Annotated in this window: 11 protein-coding genes; 9 read left to right on the top strand and 2 right to left on the bottom strand. The window is 52.3% G+C overall.

Annotated elements, in window-relative coordinates; translation table 11 throughout:
* The first annotated feature begins 82 nt into the window (after positions 1 to 82).
* The 3 genes from ABLX76_RS11945 to ugd all read left to right on the top strand — a co-directional run bounded on the left by ABLX76_RS11945 (position 83) and on the right by ugd (position 4,222).
* The gene (locus ABLX76_RS11945; RefSeq protein ID WP_004180506.1) at positions 83 to 1,498 is read left to right on the top strand and encodes a mannose-1-phosphate guanylyltransferase/mannose-6-phosphate isomerase; all 1,416 of its coding nucleotides are present in this window, start codon (positions 83 to 85) and stop codon (positions 1,496 to 1,498) included.
* Positions 1,499 to 1,521: 23 nt separating this feature from the next.
* Complete coding sequence (gene rfbK / locus ABLX76_RS11940) at positions 1,522 to 2,892, top strand: O9 family phosphomannomutase RfbK (RefSeq protein ID WP_080820820.1); 1,371 nt, start codon at positions 1,522 to 1,524, stop codon at positions 2,890 to 2,892.
* 163 nt (positions 2,893 to 3,055) lie between these two features.
* A complete protein-coding gene (ugd, locus tag ABLX76_RS11935; RefSeq protein WP_258219118.1) occupies positions 3,056 to 4,222 on the top strand; it encodes a UDP-glucose 6-dehydrogenase in 1,167 nt (388 codons plus the stop codon).
* Positions 4,223 to 4,644: 422 nt separating this feature from the next.
* Here the strand turns inward: ugd and ABLX76_RS11930 are convergent, their stop codons facing one another.
* Both ABLX76_RS11930 and ABLX76_RS11925 read right to left on the bottom strand, forming a co-directional pair.
* Complete coding sequence (locus ABLX76_RS11930; protein ID WP_000429184.1) at positions 4,645 to 4,767, bottom strand: small membrane protein; 123 nt, start codon at positions 4,765 to 4,767, stop codon at positions 4,645 to 4,647.
* A gap of 399 nt (positions 4,768 to 5,166) precedes the next feature.
* On the bottom strand, positions 5,167 to 6,171 hold the full coding sequence (locus ABLX76_RS11925; protein WP_023290365.1) for an NAD-dependent epimerase: 1,005 nt from the start codon (positions 6,169 to 6,171) through the stop codon (positions 5,167 to 5,169).
* 1,076 nt (positions 6,172 to 7,247) lie between these two features.
* On the opposite strand from ABLX76_RS11925, the gene ABLX76_RS11920 reads away from it, so the two are divergent.
* From ABLX76_RS11920 to ABLX76_RS11895, 6 genes are read left to right on the top strand one after another with little or no spacing between them, the layout of a single operon-like run.
* Positions 7,248 to 8,663, top strand: coding sequence for a mannose-1-phosphate guanylyltransferase/mannose-6-phosphate isomerase (locus ABLX76_RS11920; RefSeq protein WP_064154354.1), 1,416 nt, complete (start codon positions 7,248 to 7,250; stop codon positions 8,661 to 8,663).
* Positions 8,664 to 8,686: 23 nt separating this feature from the next.
* The gene (gene rfbK / locus ABLX76_RS11915; RefSeq protein ID WP_012967600.1) at positions 8,687 to 10,069 is read left to right on the top strand and encodes an O9 family phosphomannomutase RfbK; all 1,383 of its coding nucleotides are present in this window, start codon (positions 8,687 to 8,689) and stop codon (positions 10,067 to 10,069) included.
* A 5-nt stretch (positions 10,070 to 10,074) separates the two neighbouring features.
* Positions 10,075 to 10,860, top strand: coding sequence for an O9 family O-antigen export ABC transporter permease subunit (gene wzm / locus ABLX76_RS11910; protein ID WP_004203602.1), 786 nt, complete (start codon positions 10,075 to 10,077; stop codon positions 10,858 to 10,860).
* 2 nt (positions 10,861 to 10,862) lie between these two features.
* Positions 10,863 to 12,158 (top strand): O9 family O-antigen export ABC transporter ATP-binding subunit, encoded by a 1,296-nt coding sequence (wzt, locus tag ABLX76_RS11905; RefSeq protein ID WP_348874546.1) that lies wholly within the window; start codon positions 10,863 to 10,865, stop codon positions 12,156 to 12,158.
* A 20-nt stretch (positions 12,159 to 12,178) separates the two neighbouring features.
* On the top strand, positions 12,179 to 14,236 hold the full coding sequence (locus ABLX76_RS11900; protein ID WP_348874545.1) for a methyltransferase domain-containing protein: 2,058 nt from the start codon (positions 12,179 to 12,181) through the stop codon (positions 14,234 to 14,236).
* Between the two features lie 10 nt (positions 14,237 to 14,246).
* Positions 14,247 to 16,769, top strand: a complete 2,523-nt coding sequence (locus ABLX76_RS11895) for a glycosyltransferase family 1 protein (protein WP_348874544.1) — start codon at positions 14,247 to 14,249, stop codon at positions 16,767 to 16,769.
* Positions 16,770 to 16,805 lie beyond the last annotated feature (36 nt).

The raw sequence follows: 16,805 nt of genomic DNA, 5'->3' as shown, positions 1-16,805 counted from the left end.
TTTTGTATTCCTATATATCTGTATTTGGTTTGAGTAAATTACTAGGTGTTTAATAACAGGGTTTTAATTAAAGGATATTAATATGTTGCTTCCTGTGATTATGGCTGGCGGTACCGGCAGTCGTCTCTGGCCGATGTCTCGTGAGCTTTACCCGAAACAGTTCTTACGGCTGTTCGGGCAGAACTCCATGCTGCAGGAAACCATCACCCGACTCTCGGGCCTTGAAATCCATGAACCGATGGTCATCTGTAACGAAGAGCACCGCTTCCTGGTGGCCGAACAGCTGCGTCAGCTCAACAAGCTGTCCAACAACATTATTCTCGAGCCGGTCGGGCGCAACACCGCCCCGGCCATTGCTCTGGCGGCCCTTCAGGCCACCCGCCACGGTGACGATCCGCTGATGCTGGTTCTCGCCGCCGACCATATCATTAATAACCAGCCGGTCTTCCACGACGCCATCCGCGTCGCCGAGCAGTATGCCGATGAAGGCCACCTGGTCACCTTCGGTATCGTGCCGAACGCCCCGGAAACCGGCTACGGCTACATCCAGCGCGGCGTGGCCCTCACCGACAGCGCCCACACCCCGTACCAGGTGGCCCGCTTCGTGGAGAAGCCGGACCGCGAGCGCGCTGAGGCCTACCTCGCCTCCGGGGAGTACTACTGGAACAGCGGCATGTTTATGTTCCGCGCCAAAAAATACCTCTCCGAGCTGGCCAAATTCCGCCCGGATATCCTCGAAGCCTGCCAGGCCGCGGTGAACGCCGCCGACAACGGCAGCGACTTCATCAGCATCCCGCATGACATTTTCTGCGAGTGCCCGGACGAGTCCGTGGACTACGCGGTGATGGAGAAAACCGCCGACGCGGTGGTGGTCGGTCTCGATGCCGACTGGAGCGACGTCGGCTCCTGGTCCGCCCTGTGGGAGGTCAGCCCGAAAGATGAGCAGGGCAACGTCCTCAGCGGCGACGCGTGGGTGCACAACAGCGAAAACTGCTACATCAACAGCGACGAGAAGCTGGTGGCGGCCATCGGCGTGGAGAACCTGGTGATTGTCAGCACCAAGGACGCCGTGCTGGTGATGAACCGCGAGCGTTCCCAGGACGTGAAGAAGGCGGTCGAGTTCCTCAAGCAGAACCAGCGCAGCGAGTACAAGCGCCACCGCGAGATTTACCGTCCCTGGGGCCGCTGCGACGTGGTGGTCCAGACCCCGCGCTTCAACGTCAACCGTATCACCGTGAAACCGGGCGGCGCCTTCTCGATGCAGATGCACCACCACCGCGCCGAGCACTGGGTCATTCTCGCCGGCACCGGTCAGGTGACGGTCAACGGCAAGCAGTTCCTGCTGACCGAGAACCAGTCCACCTTTATTCCGATTGGCGCCGAGCACAGCCTGGAAAACCCGGGCCGCATTCCGCTGGAAGTGCTGGAGATCCAGTCGGGGTCGTACCTCGGCGAGGACGACATTATTCGTATTAAAGACCAGTATGGTCGTTGCTAATTTTTTTCGGGACAAAACGCAGAATGACACAGTTAACATGCTTTAAGGCTTATGACATCCGTGGTGAACTGGGCGAGGAGCTGAACGAGGACATCGCCTACCGTATCGGCCGCGCCTACGGCGAATTTCTGAAACCCGGGAAGATAGTGGTGGGGGGCGATGTGCGCCTCACCAGCGAGTCGCTGAAGCTGGCGCTGGCCCGCGGACTGATGGACGCCGGCACCGACGTGCTGGATATCGGCCTGAGCGGTACCGAAGAGATTTACTTCGCCACCTTCCACCTCGGGGTGGACGGCGGTATCGAGGTGACGGCCAGCCACAACCCGATGAACTACAACGGCATGAAGCTGGTGCGCGAGAACGCGAAGCCCATCAGCGGCGACACCGGCCTGCGTGACATCCAGCGCCTGGCGGAGGAAAACCAGTTCCCGCCGGTGGACCCGGCGCGTCGCGGCACCCTGCGCCAGATTTCGGTGCTGAAGGAGTACGTCGACCACCTGATGGGCTACGTGGACCTGGCCAACTTCACCCGTCCGCTGAAGCTGGTGGTGAACTCCGGCAACGGGGCGGCGGGGCACGTGATTGATGAGGTGGAGAAACGCTTCGCGGCGGCCGGGGCGCCGGTGACCTTTATCAAGGTGCATCACCAGCCGGACGGCCATTTCCCGAACGGTATCCCGAACCCGCTGCTGCCGGAGTGCCGCCAGGACACCGCCGACGCGGTGCGTGCGCATCAGGCGGACATGGGGATCGCCTTTGACGGCGACTTCGACCGCTGCTTCCTGTTCGATGACGAGGCGTCGTTTATCGAGGGGTACTACATTGTCGGCCTGCTGGCGGAAGCGTTCCTGCAGAAGCAGCCGGGGGCGAAAATCATTCACGACCCGCGCCTGACGTGGAACACGGTGGACATCGTGACCCGCAGCGGCGGGCAGCCGGTGATGTCGAAGACCGGGCATGCGTTCATCAAGGAGCGGATGCGCCAGGAAGACGCTATCTACGGCGGGGAGATGAGCGCGCACCATTACTTCCGTGACTTCGCCTACTGCGACAGCGGGATGATCCCGTGGCTGCTGGTGGCGGAGCTGCTGTGCCTGAAGAACAGCTCGCTGAAATCGCTGGTGGAGGACCGCCAGGCGGCATTCCCGGCGTCGGGGGAGATCAACCGCAAGCTGGGAAATGCGGCGGAGGCGATCGCCCGTATCCGGGCGCAGTATGAGCCGGCGGCCGCACACATCGACACAACGGACGGTATCAGTATTGAATACCCTGAGTGGCGCTTTAACCTGCGCACATCCAACACGGAGCCGGTGGTGCGCCTGAACGTTGAGTCCAGAGCGGATACGGCGTTGATGAATGCAAAAACCGAAGAGATTTTAGCTCTTCTCAAGTAATGCATTATCCATAATGGAAGCCATAGGGTCAGATTTTAATCGTATTATTGACCTTATGGCTTATTCTTGACATCCCACTGGTCAAAGCGTAAAACCGCCCACAGTATTATTTAAATTCGTGGCTATCCGCCATTACCCAGTTAACTGATTAAAGTGTAATCTCATGAAAATTACTATTTCCGGTACAGGTTATGTTGGTTTATCGAACGGTGTCCTGATTGCGCAAAACCACGAAGTGGTGGCCCTGGATATCGTACAGGCCAAAGTGGATATGCTTAACCAGAAGATCTCTCCGATTGTCGATAAAGAGATTCAGGAATATCTGGCAGAAAAGCCGTTAAATTTCCGCGCCACCACGGACAAGCACGACGCCTATCGTAATGCCGACTACGTCATCATTGCGACGCCGACTGACTACGATCCGAAAACCAACTACTTTAATACCTCAACGGTTGAAGCGGTTATTCGCGATGTCACCGAGATCAACCCGAATGCGGTGATGATCATTAAATCGACCATCCCGGTGGGTTTCACCCGCGACATCAAAGAACGTTTAGGGATTGATAATGTTATTTTCTCTCCTGAGTTCCTGCGTGAAGGCCGTGCGCTGTACGACAACCTGCACCCGTCGCGTATTGTCATCGGTGAGCGTTCTGCGCGTGCCGAACGTTTCGCAGATCTGCTGAAAGAAGGCGCGATCAAGCAGGATATCCCGACCCTGTTTACCGACTCCACTGAAGCGGAAGCGATCAAACTGTTCGCGAACACCTATCTGGCGCTGCGCGTTGCCTATTTCAACGAGCTCGACAGCTATGCTGAAAGCCAGGGGCTGAACAGCAAGCAGATTATCGAAGGGGTATGCCTGGATCCGCGTATCGGCAACCACTATAACAACCCGTCCTTTGGCTACGGCGGCTACTGTCTGCCGAAAGATACCAAGCAGCTGCTGGCGAACTACGAATCGGTCCCGAACAACATTATCGCGGCTATCGTCGATGCCAACCGTACCCGTAAAGACTTTATTGCGGATTCTATTCTCGCCCGTAAGCCAAAAGTGGTGGGTGTGTATCGCCTGATCATGAAGAGCGGCTCAGATAACTTCCGTGCCTCTTCTATTCAGGGCATTATGAAGCGCATCAAGGCAAAAGGTATTCCGGTTATTATCTATGAACCGGTGATGCAGGAATATGAGTTCTTTAACTCCCGCGTCGTGCGCGACCTGGATGCCTTCAAACAAGAGGCGGATGTGATCATTTCTAACCGTATGGCGGAAGAGCTGGCGGATGTCGCGGATAAGGTTTATACCCGCGATCTGTTTGGCAACGATTAATTCTGCCTGTCTGACACTGGCGGCTCCCCGCCGCCAGTATGCTTCTTTATCTCCCCGCTATATCCCTCACTGCGCGTATTTCTCGCACATTCAGATTAACCTCAATAAATTGTGATGGACATTACGATCCTGCTCAAAACCCGTTGCGGGTTGAAAACAGGTCCGATAAGTTAAACTTACCTTGTGAAGAGCTACCGTCACTGTGATGTAGATGCCGGAGATAAGCGCCGGGAGGTAAAACGAAGCCTGCAACGCAGGCTTTTGTTATTTATGCCCTGAGGAAATATGAGGAACAGGGCGCGAGTAACGTTATTTTTTCTTGCCTTAAGGCCACGCCAAAACGCAGAATGAACGGTCATTCTGTCATATCATTTTTTTATCTCTTAATATTATCTTAATCTAAATGCAATATGGAGCGAGTCTTACCACTTGCGTTTATTAAACGTCAGTTTTGTTTTCTTTCTGTCTTTCAGATATGAAATTAAAAAGAAAACAGACACAGCAAGTAGTATGGCAGCGACCACTAAGAAAAATAGGTTTTCCATAATATCTACCACAGCTTTTTGTTGGTTGAATCATTAGCATGTTAAGCAACACGTCAGCCAGGAAGCGCTGAATCGCGATCTCTAACATATCCTGTTCTTAAGAAAATTCCTACAGAAAGTAATGTCTTTTATTTATCAGGAGAAAATGCTGAAGGAGCCATTAAAAATAGTATTGAAAAGAGTGATAGCAGGGGACCGGGCTTAAAGTTGTTGGCTTTTTCGCTGGCGGGCAGATGAAACTGGTTTCAGCACCGTCGTTAAAACCAGTAAAAATTATTCTTTAGCACAAAAAAGTATAGCCTGTGCCAGGCTCGGGTAAAGAAATGAATGATAAAGGAAGACAATACGGGATGCTTATCCGTTGCCGCAATCAGCGGATTGCGGCAGGGCAGAGACAGGTTAGATCTGATAGTAATCCTTATACCACTCCACGAAGTTCTTCACGCCTTCCTTCACTGACGTCTGCGGCTTAAAGCCCACCAGGTCATACAGCGGCTGGGTGTCTGCGCTGGTGTCCAGCACATCGCCCGGCTGAATCGGCATCATATTCTTCTTCGCTTCCATCCCCAGGGCTTCTTCCAGGGCGGTGATATAATCCATCAGTTCCACCGGCGAGCTGTTGCCAATGTTATAGACCCGGTACGGCGCGGAGCTGGTGGCCGGGGAACCATTCTCAACGGTCCAGTCGGCATTGGCCTGCGGGATCACATCCTGAACGCGCACCACCGCCTCGACGATATCGTCGATATAGGTGAAATCGCGCTTCATCTTGCCGTAGTTGTAAACGTCGATACTTTTCCCTGCCAGCATCGCTTTCGTGAACTTGAACAGCGCCATATCCGGGCGGCCCCACGGACCATAGACCGTAAAGAAGCGCAGCCCGGTGGTCGGGATGCCGTACAGATGGGAATAGGTATGCGCCATCAGCTCATTGGCTTTCTTGGTGGCGGCGTACAGGGAGACCGGATGATCGACGGAATCCTCCGTGGAGAACGGCATTTTGCGATTAAGGCCGTAAACCGAGCTGGAGGAGGCGTATACCAGGTGTTTCACTTTGGTATGGCGGCAGCCTTCCAGAATATTCAGGTACCCCATCAGGTTTGCGTCGGCGTAGGCATACGGGTTTTCCAGCGAATAGCGCACGCCGGCCTGGGCCGCCAGGTGGATCACGCGGTCAAACTGTTCTGCGGCGAACAGCGTCGCCATACCCTCACGGTCGGCAAGATCCAGCTGCTGGAAATGGAATGCCGGAGAGGACAGGCGATCAAGACGGGCCTGCTTCAGGCTAACGTCATAATAGTCGTTCATGTTGTCGATCCCGACAACGTCATGCCCTTCATTCAGCAGGCGCTGCGCGATATGAAAGCCGATAAAACCTGCGGCACCAGTGACCAAAAACTTCATATTTTTCCTCCGGGGTGTGGATATCCCGTTCTACATAAGGGCCGATTTTACACTGGCTTGCGGCTGGGATCACTTGCTTTGCCGCGTCTTATCCGCCTGGCGTGAAGTGAAGGGCGCTTTTTTCTGGCAAAATCGTGGTGGCAAAGGCTGATAAATAACAACGTTTCTCATTTGACTGTTAGCTGTCGAATAATAACTTTGTGACCTGTCAGCGGTTTAGCGATTCATGGCGCAATCATAAAGGTCGCCAATCCCCCCGGTATGGCGTAATTTTGTTTAAAGTTATATTTTCGTCAGCGGATGATTTAGCAAATGGGCAAAATCTTTGTAGTGTTTTCTTTGATTTTTTGATGAATATCAATGGATTAGATTGGTTTTGTTTGTTTAGTGAATGTTTATAATGTGTATTATTTGAGTAATCCATTAATCAGTAGGCTTTTTTATTTTTATTCCCCGCGACCAGCGCTATAATCTGCGGACGATTTTCTTTGTGGAATGTGCAGTGTAGAGCATGAGTCGTTTATCCCTCCTGTCGGAACAAAGCGCCGTCGCCATGTGCAAAGGGCCATCAAGCCTGGCCGCGCATTGTCTCCCTGGCGGCGAAAGCGATGTCTCTTCTTATCTTTCCCCGCATCGTGGACGCTCCTTTCTGACGCTTGCTGACACCGGCAGGCCGCCCGTTTCCCTTTCGTCGGTGGCGGAAAGCGCACGCGTGATACCCTGCGTAAATGAGAAAGTCCTGATGGTTAACCCGGCGGCAAATGCGGAAAGTGTGGCGCATCCCGCGGCCAGGTGAGGACAGATGCACATTAAAAGCAGAGATATGTCCTAGGACATATCTCTGCTTTTAGGTTTTCAGGACACCCGTTCCGTCAGGCTGGCTTTTCAGGCCGCTGAGTGAACGTTCTGCCGATAGCCTGAAGCGAAAGAGGGTGGCGTTTAGCCTGAAGCACGGGAGCAGTACGCATTTTGGTTGCGACAGCCAATGGCGGTAGCGTGCCTGAAAAAGGCCATTCCACCCGACGGTCGATTGATTGATAGTAAAATAAAGCAATTATTTATTTAAGGATTTCATTATGTTACTTCCTGTAATTATGGCTGGTGGTACCGGCAGTCGTCTCTGGCCGATGTCTCGCGAGCTTTACCCGAAACAGTTCCTCCGGCTGTACGGGCAGAACTCCATGCTGCAGGAAACCATCACCCGACTCTCGGGCCTTGAAATCCATGAACCGATGGTCATCTGTAACGAAGAGCACCGCTTCCTGGTGGCCGAACAGCTGCGCCAGCTCAACAGGCTGTCCAACAACATTATTCTTGAGCCGGTCGGGCGCAATACCGCCCCGGCCATTGCTCTGGCGGCCCTTCAGGCCACCCGTCACGGTGACGACCCGCTGATGCTGGTCCTCGCCGCCGACCATATCATCAATAACCAGCCGGTCTTCCACGACGCCATCCGCGTCGCCGAGCAGTATGCCGATGAAGGCCACCTGGTCACCTTCGGTATCGTGCCGAACGCCCCGGAAACCGGCTACGGCTACATCCAGCGCGGCGTGGCCCTCACCGACAGCGCCCACACCCCGTACCAGGTGGCCCGCTTCGTGGAGAAGCCGGACCGCGAGCGCGCTGAGGCCTACCTCGCCTCCGGGGAGTACTACTGGAACAGCGGCATGTTTATGTTCCGCGCCAAAAAATACCTCTCCGAGCTGGCCAAATTCCGCCCGGATATCCTCGAAGCCTGCCAGGCCGCGGTCAATGCCGCCGACAACGGCAGCGACTTCATCAGCATTCCGCATGACATTTTCTGCGAGTGCCCGGACGAGTCCGTGGACTACGCGGTGATGGAGAAAACCGCCGACGCGGTGGTGGTCGGTCTCGATGCCGACTGGAGCGACGTCGGCTCCTGGTCCGCCCTGTGGGAGGTCAGCCCGAAAGATGAGCAGGGCAACGTCCTCAGCGGCGACGCGTGGGTGCACAACAGCGAAAACTGCTACATCAACAGCGACGAGAAGCTGGTGGCGGCCATCGGCGTGGAGAACCTGGTGATTGTCAGCACCAAGGACGCCGTGCTGGTGATGAACCGCGAACGTTCCCAGGACGTGAAGAAGGCGGTCGAGTTCCTCAAGCAGAACCAGCGCAGCGAGTACAAGCGCCACCGCGAGATTTACCGTCCCTGGGGCCGCTGCGACGTGGTGGTCCAGACCCCGCGCTTCAACGTCAACCGTATCACCGTGAAACCGGGCGGCGCCTTCTCGATGCAGATGCACCACCACCGCGCCGAGCACTGGGTCATTCTCGCCGGCACCGGCCAGGTGACGGTCAACGGCAAGCAGTTCCTGCTGACCGAGAACCAGTCCACCTTTATTCCGATTGGCGCTGAGCACAGCCTGGAAAACCCGGGCCGCATTCCGCTGGAAGTGCTGGAGATCCAGTCGGGGTCGTACCTCGGCGAGGACGACATTATTCGTATTAAAGACCAGTATGGTCGTTGCTAATTTTTTTCGGGACAAAACGCAGAATGACACAGTTAACATGCTTTAAGGCTTATGACATCCGTGGTGAACTGGGCGAGGAGCTGAACGAGGACATCGCCTACCGTATCGGCCGCGCCTACGGCGAATTTCTGAAACCCGGGAAGATAGTGGTGGGAGGCGATGTGCGCCTCACCAGCGAGTCGCTGAAGCTGGCGCTGGCCCGCGGGCTGATGGACGCCGGCACCGACGTGCTGGATATCGGCCTGAGCGGCACCGAGGAGATTTACTTCGCCACCTTCCACCTCGGGGTGGACGGCGGTATCGAGGTGACGGCCAGCCACAACCCGATGAACTACAACGGCATGAAGCTGGTGCGCGAGAACGCGAAGCCCATCAGCGGCGACACCGGCCTGCGTGACATCCAGCGCCTGGCGGAGGAAAACCAGTTCCCGCCGGTGGACCCGGCGCGTCGCGGCACCCTGCGCCAGATTTCGGTGCTGAAGGAGTACGTTGACCACCTGATGGGCTACGTGGACCTGGCGAACTTCACCCGTCCGCTGAAGCTGGTGGTGAACTCCGGCAACGGGGCGGCGGGGCACGTGATTGATGAGGTGGAGAAACGCTTTGCGGCGGCCGGGGCGCCGGTGACCTTTATCAAGGTGCATCATCAGCCGGACGGCCATTTCCCGAACGGTATCCCGAACCCGCTGCTGCCGGAGTGCCGCCAGGACACCGCCGACGCGGTGCGTGCGCATCAGGCGGACATGGGGATCGCCTTTGACGGCGACTTCGACCGCTGCTTCCTGTTCGATGACGAGGCGTCATTCATCGAGGGGTACTACATTGTCGGCCTGCTGGCGGAAGCGTTCCTGCAGAAGCAGCCGGGGGCGAAAATCATTCACGACCCGCGCCTGACGTGGAACACGGTGGACATCGTGACCCGCAGCGGCGGCCAGCCGGTGATGTCGAAGACCGGGCATGCGTTCATCAAGGAGCGGATGCGCCAGGAAGACGCCATCTACGGCGGGGAGATGAGCGCGCACCACTACTTCCGCGACTTCGCCTACTGCGACAGCGGGATGATCCCGTGGCTGCTGGTGGCGGAGCTGCTGTGCCTGAAGAACAGCTCGCTGAAATCGCTGGTGGCGGACCGCCAGGCGGCGTTCCCGGCGTCGGGGGAGATCAACCGCAAGCTGGGAAATGCGGCGGAGGCGATCGCGCGCATCCGGGCGCAGTATGAGCCGGCGGCCGCACACATCGACACAACGGACGGTATCAGTATTGAATACCCTGAGTGGCGCTTTAACCTGCGCACGTCCAACACGGAGCCGGTGGTGCGCCTGAACGTTGAGTCCAGAGCGGATACGGCGTTGATGAACGAGAAAACCGCCGAGCTGCTCAACCTGTTAAAAGAGGAATCGCTTTGAGTCCTATGTTTTCAGCGATCTATCGCTACCGTGGCTTTATTATTGACAGCGTTAAACGGGACTTTCAGTCCCGTTACCAGACCAGCTTTTTAGGCGCGGCATGGCTGATCTTGCAGCCGATCGCCATGATTTCCGTCTATACATTAATCTTTTCTGAATTAATGCGTGCCCGCCTGGCGGGCATGGACGGCCCTTTTGCCTATAGCATCTACCTCTGTTCCGGGGTGTTAACCTGGGGGCTGTTCACGGAAACGCTTAACAGTCTGGTCAACGTTTTTCTGACCAACGCCAACATTCTTAAAAAGCTCAGCTTTCCGCGGATCTGTTTACCGATCATTGTCACCGCTTCGGCGTTCATTAACTTTCTGATCATTTTCGGTCTGTTTGTGCTGTTTCTGATCGTCACGGGGAATTTCCCGGGCATGATTTTCTTTGAAATCATTCCGGTGCTGATCGTCCAGATGCTGTTCACCCTGGGCCTGGGGATTATCCTCGGCGTGCTGAACGTTTTTGTCCGCGACATCGGCCAGTTCGTCAATATTCTGCTGCAGTTTTGGTTCTGGTTTACGCCTATTGTTTACGTGTCCAAAACGCTGCCGGAATGGGTATCAGGCCTGCTGGCCTATAACCCGATGGCGACCATTATCGGTTCCTACCAGAATGTGATGCTCTATCACCAGAGCCCTGACTGGATGGCGCTGCTTCCGGTCACGGTGGTGTCGGTCATTCTGTTTTTATTTGCCTGGCGTTTATTTAAAAAACATGCCGCTGATATTGTGGACGAGATTTAATCATGAGTATCAAAGTTCAGCACGTCGGCAAGGCGTATAAATATTACCCATCCAAATGGAACCGGGTCATTGAGAAACTGCTGCCGGGCGATAAGCCGCGGCACAGCAAAAAATGGGTGTTAAAAGACATCAATTTCAGCATTGAACCCGGTGAAGCAGTCGGTATTGTCGGGGTGAACGGCGCAGGTAAAAGTACGTTGCTGAAGCTGCTGACCGGTACCACCCAGCCCACCAAAGGCAGCATTGAGATCCAGGGGCGCGTCGCTGCGCTGCTGGAGCTGGGCATGGGGTTCCATCCCGACTTTACCGGCCGGCAGAACGTGTATATGTCCGGGCTGATGATGGGCCTGAGCCGGGAAGAGATCGAGCGCTTAATGCCGGAGATCGAAGCCTTTGCGGATATCGGCGACTACATTGAAGAGCCGGTGCGCATCTATTCCAGCGGCATGCAAATGCGCCTGGCGTTCGCCGTGGCCACCGCTTCTCGCCCGGATATTCTGATCGTCGATGAAGCGCTCTCCGTTGGCGACTCCCGCTTTCAGGCGAAGTGCTACGCCCGCATTGCGGACTTCAAAAAGCAGGGGACCACGCTGCTGCTGGTTTCCCACAGCGCCGGGGATATTGTCAAACACTGCGACCGCGCCATCTTCCTCAAAAATGGTAACATTTGCATGGACGGCACCGCCCGTGACGTGACCAACCGTTACCTGGATGAGCTGTTTGGCAAACCTGATAAAGACAGCGCCAAGAAAAGCGAAACGGCTACCTCGTCAGCCAGTGGCGAAAGCCAGATGTCGCTCGATGAGATTGAAGATGTGTACCACACGCGACCAGGCTACCGTCCGGAAGAGTACCGCTGGGGGCAGGGGGGCGCGAAAATCATCGATTACCATATTCAGAGCGCCGGGGTTGATTTTCCGCCTTCGCTGACGGGCAATCAGCAGACCGATTTCCTGATGAAAGTCGTGTTTGAATATGATTTTGATTGCGTGGTGCCGGGTTTGTTAATCAAAACTCTGGATGGCTTATTTCTATATGGTACCAACTCTTTCCTGGCCTCGGAAGGCCGGGAAAACATTTCGGTATCACGTGGGGACGTTAGAGTATTTAAATTCAGTTTTCCGGTTGATTTAAATAGCGGTGACTATCTTCTGTCGTTTGGTATTTCAGAGGGAAGCCCGCAAACCGAAATGACGCCGCTCGATCGTCGCTATGACTCCATCATTTTGCATGTAACTAAGAGCATGGATTTCTGGGGAGTGATTGACCTGAAGTCGACTTTCAATAGTTACCAATGAAGATGAGAAAAAATCATTCCATGACTACTAATACACATAAATTGGTTAGCGAATTACCTGAAATTTATCAGACTATTTTTGGGCATCCTGAGTGGGATGGCGATGCTGCACGAGACTGTAATGAACGGCTCGCGCTAATTAGTGAACAATATGACAGCTTGTCCAGAGAGTTAGGAAGGCCACTACGGGTTCTCGACCTGGGCTGTGCTCAGGGGTTCTTCAGTTTAAGTTTGGCAAGCAAGGGTGCCAGCGTATTAGGTATCGACTTTTTGCAGCAGAACATTGATGTTTGTCAGGCGCTTGCTGAAGAAAATCCACATTGTGATGTTAAATTTCAAGTCGGGCGGATAGAAGACATTGTCAGCGCTCTGGAAGAAAACCAATTTGATCTCGCCATTGGGCTAAGTGTTTTTCACCACATTGTTCATCTGCATGGGGTTGCTGAAGTCAGGTCGCTGTTAGAGCGTTTGGCAAATCTGACGCAGGCGATGATTCTCGAGCTCGCTGTCAAGGAGGAACCACTCTATTGGGGGAAATCTCAGCCTGAAGATCCGCGTGAACTTATTGAACAATGTGCTTTCTATCGATTGATTGGAAGATTTGACACTCATCTGTCTAATATTTCACGTCCGATGTATATTATCAGTAACCACAGGGTTATTCTTCCGGCATTTAATCAGCCTTTTACTTCATGGCGCGACAGTCCTTACACCGGGGCAGGCTTTGCGCATAAACAGAGCCGTCGCTATTATTTCTCTTCGGAGTTCATATGTAAGTTCTATCGTTTTAGTACAGTAAGTTGCTTACTAACTGATAAGGAGAGCGAGCGTAATCGTACAGAACTCGCCCATGAAGAAGCTTTTCTTAAATCTCCACCATCTGGCTTAAAAGTGCCGGCGTTGTTTACTTCAGGGGGGAATGGAGAAGCGGGATGGTTGGTAATGGAAAAAATTCCCGGAGAGCTGTTAAACGACGTTCTGGCCAGTGAACGGCATATTGATCGGGAAAAAGTTATTTCCGATCTCCTCGACCAATTAGTTATTTTGGAAGAACATGGTCTATATCATGATGATTTCAGAACATGGAATGTTTTAATTGATGATAATGACAGCGCTCGTTTAATAGATTTTGGTTCGATTGGCGATGTACAACAAGACTGCAGCTGGCCAGTTAATATTTTCCAGTCGTTCATTATTTTTGTAAATGAAATATTTTGTGAAAATAAATCCTGGGGGGGCTTCTGGCGTTCCGCACCATTAAGTCCTTTCCAGTTGCCTGAACCGTATTCAAATTGGTTGACAGCATTCTGGAAACATCCTGTTGGTGAGTGGAGTTTTGCTTTACTCCAACAACTCTTTTCAACCAAAGATGCTCTACCGGCTGCGAGCTCCATTATGGACGCTTCTGATCTATGGGTCCGGGCTCAGGAGCCCGTATTGTTGGAAAGTCAAACGCAAATACGCAATACGGATGCGCGGGTTGTCCGTCTCGAGTCGCAAATCAATGAACTCACCTCCCTGATTAATATTATGGGTGAGAGCATTCAGACGTTTGAGACGCGGGAGTATCCGCCACAAGACGTTACTACTAATGTACAGCCGCGTATCGAGATTGAGCAGAGTAAAGCCGTTGATTCAGAAGAGATTATGCGACTTCATACGCAGCTCAATGATGCTCAGCAAGAAGTAGAGAATCTACGTCATGAGATTGCTAAAATTCATTATAGTCGCTCATGGAAAATGACCAAGTGGTATCGGTACGCTGGCTTACAGTACTATCTGCTTCGTCAGTACGGCTTCAAACAGCGTTTTAAGCATTTACTCAAACGAGTACTTAGCAACGTATTTTATTTTTTGCGTGCACATCCACGACTAAAGCAGAAGGTGATCAATCTACTGCGTACAATTGGAATTTATGACTTTGCTTATCGTATGCATCGTCGTATGAATCCTGGTTCACATAACCCTTATCCAAACGACCCACAATACCAGTCGCAGACTGAAAAGCAGATCTTACATCCAGAGTTATTGCCTCCGGAAGTTAACTCAATTTTTAGCGAGCTTAAAAACAAAAGATAAGGTGAGTCACTTGCATATTTTGATTGACGTACAAGGATATCAATCGGAAAGTAAATTCCGTGGAGTTGGTCGCAGCACCTATGAAATGAGTCGTGCGATCATAAAAAATGCTGGCCAGCATCGAGTAAGCATTTTAATGAATGGCATGTATTCGATTGATAGTATAAATGAAATTAAAAAAAGCTGGGGTGATATTTTACCGCAGGAAGAAATGTTTATTTTTTCAGCTGCTGGCCCTACAGCTCTTCGCGACTGTGAAAACCACCCCCGGAGTGTTGCCGCCACACTAGCTCGTGAACTTGCTATTGCTAATATCAATCCCGACGTTGTTTTTATTATTAATTTCTACGAAGGTTTTGACGATAGTTATACCGTCTCAATTCCTCAAACTACAGTGCCATGGAAAACAGTTTGTGTTTGTCACGATCTAATTCCGTTACTGAATAAAGAACGCTATCTGGGCGAACCAAACTTCCGTCAGTATTATTATGATAAACTAGCTCAATACGAAAGGGCGGACGCTATTTTTGCTATTTCCAGATCATCCATGCAGGAAGTTATCGATTACACATCGATTCCGGCAGAAAAAATTTTTAATATTTCATCTGGAGTAAGCGATTCATTTAAAATTAAAGATTATACTCAGGATGAAATCAAAGACTTACGTAATAAATATCATCTTCCTCAAGAGTTTATTCTTTCTTTGGCAATGATAGAGCCACGTAAAAATATTGAAGCGCTGATTCATGCATATAGTTTATTACCGCATGCCCTGCAACAGAGTTATCCCTTAGTTTTAGCCTATAAAATTAGCACCGATGAAAAGGAAAGGCTGTACCGAGTTGCAGAGAACTATGGTTTATCTCGTAATCAGCTTATTTTTACAGGCTTCTTAAACGATAGTGACCTTATCGCACTTTACAATTTGTGCAAAATTTTCGTTTTCCCCTCTATACATGAAGGGTTTGGCCTGCCGCCACTAGAAGCTATGCGTTGTGGTGCAGCTACGCTGGGTTCAAATGTGACCAGCTTACCCGAGGTCATCGGTATGGAAGAGGCTTTATTTAATCCTCTGGATGTCCCCGACATTTGCCGTGTTATGCAAAGGGCCTTGACTGACAGTGAGTTCTACTCAGCATTAAAAGCTCATGCTCCGGCGCAGGCGGCAAAGTTCACATGGGATCACACCGCGCAGCTCGCGTTAAAGGGATTTGAGAGGCTTGTAGATAAGGCTTCCGCATCAGAACCTCTGGATATCACAAGCTTCACCGCACACACCATTAATAGAATTAAAAATATTGCAGAATTAAGTGAAACCGAACGCTTACAGACAGCCTGGGCGATTGCTCGTAATAGCTTTGCTACACATCAGCGCAAGCTGCTGGTTGATATTTCTGTTCTTGTTGAGCATGATGCGAAAACGGGAATTCAACGGGTTTCTCGCAGTATACTTAGTGAATTACTGAAATCTGGCGTTGCTGGTTATACTGTCAGTGCGGTTTATTATCGACCGGGTGAATGCTATCGCTATGCCAACGAATACCTGAATACCCATTTTAACGGGGCGTTCGGGCCTGATGTACCTGTACTGTTTACCAAAGATGATATTCTGGTTGCTACCGATCTAACTGCCCATCTGTTTCCTGAGCTTACTGTCCAGCTGGATTTTATTCGTCTATCCGGTGCCAAGGTTTGTTTTGTTGTGCATGACATTCTGCCTCTGAGAAGACCGGAGTGGAGCGATGAGGGAATGCAACGCGTGTTCCCCATTTGGTTATCTTGCATTGCGCAGCACGCTGACCGCTTGATTTGTGTATCAGCAAGCGTTGCAGAGGATGTAAAAGCCTGGATTGCGGAAAATAGCCATTGGGTGAAACCGACCCCGCTGCTGACCGTCAGCAACTTCCATCTGGGAGCCGACCTCGATGCCAGCGTACCGTCCACTGGCATGCCGGATAATGCCCAGGCGCTGTTAGCAGCGATGGCCGCGGCTCCATCATTTATCATGGTGGGCACGATGGAACCACGCAAAGGACATGCGCAGACGCTAGCGGCATTTGAAGAATTGTGGTTACAGGGCAAGAACTACAATCTGTTTATCATTGGTAAACAGGGGTGGCATGTTGATGATTTATGTGAACGTTTACGTCACCATCCACAGCTAAATAAAAAACTATTTTGGCTACAAAACATTAGCGATGAGTTCCTTACGAAGTTGTATTCTCAGTCTAGTGCGTTAATCTTCGCATCTTTCGGAGAAGGCTTTGGCCTGCCGTTGATTGAAGCGGCGCAGAAAAAGCTGCCGGTCATTATCCGCGACATTCCGGTGTTTAAAGAGATTGCTCAGGAACATGCCTGGTATTTCTCCGGTGAAGCGCCGTCCGATATCGCGAAAGCGGTAGAAGACTGGTTAGCCCTGTACGAGCAAAACGCGCATCCTCGTTCCGAAAATATCAACTGGTTAACCTGGAAACAGAGCGCGGAATTTCTCCTGAAAAACCTGCCGATTATCGCGCCAGCCGCGAAGCAATAATCGCTATCAACAGGGCCGCCCCGGTGGCCCTTGTGA

Origin of the sequence: Klebsiella sp. JB_Kp004 (assembly GCF_040065795.1) — a bacterium.
Taxonomy (GTDB): Bacteria; Pseudomonadota; Gammaproteobacteria; order Enterobacterales; family Enterobacteriaceae; genus Klebsiella; species Klebsiella quasipneumoniae.
The sequence above is the reverse complement of the archived record's forward strand: the minus strand, read 5'-3'. Positions and strand labels throughout refer to the sequence as shown.

What these genes read in the sequence shown, in the direction of transcription:
- ABLX76_RS11945 (WP_004180506.1), top strand. Translation starts at nt 83, where the DNA reads ATGTTGCTTCCTGTGATTATGGCTGGCGGTACCGGCAGTCGTCTCTGG.
- rfbK (WP_080820820.1), top strand. Translation starts at nt 1,522, where the DNA reads ATGACACAGTTAACATGCTTTAAGGCTTATGACATCCGTGGTGAACTG.
- ugd (WP_258219118.1), top strand. Translation starts at nt 3,056, where the DNA reads ATGAAAATTACTATTTCCGGTACAGGTTATGTTGGTTTATCGAACGGT.
- ABLX76_RS11930 (WP_000429184.1), bottom strand. Translation starts at nt 4,767, where the DNA reads ATGGAAAACCTATTTTTCTTAGTGGTCGCTGCCATACTACTTGCTGTG.
- ABLX76_RS11925 (WP_023290365.1), bottom strand. Translation starts at nt 6,171, where the DNA reads ATGAAGTTTTTGGTCACTGGTGCCGCAGGTTTTATCGGCTTTCATATC.
- ABLX76_RS11920 (WP_064154354.1), top strand. Translation starts at nt 7,248, where the DNA reads ATGTTACTTCCTGTAATTATGGCTGGTGGTACCGGCAGTCGTCTCTGG.
- rfbK (WP_012967600.1), top strand. Translation starts at nt 8,687, where the DNA reads ATGACACAGTTAACATGCTTTAAGGCTTATGACATCCGTGGTGAACTG.
- wzm (WP_004203602.1), top strand. Translation starts at nt 10,075, where the DNA reads ATGTTTTCAGCGATCTATCGCTACCGTGGCTTTATTATTGACAGCGTT.
- wzt (WP_348874546.1), top strand. Translation starts at nt 10,863, where the DNA reads ATGAGTATCAAAGTTCAGCACGTCGGCAAGGCGTATAAATATTACCCA.
- ABLX76_RS11900 (WP_348874545.1), top strand. Translation starts at nt 12,179, where the DNA reads ATGACTACTAATACACATAAATTGGTTAGCGAATTACCTGAAATTTAT.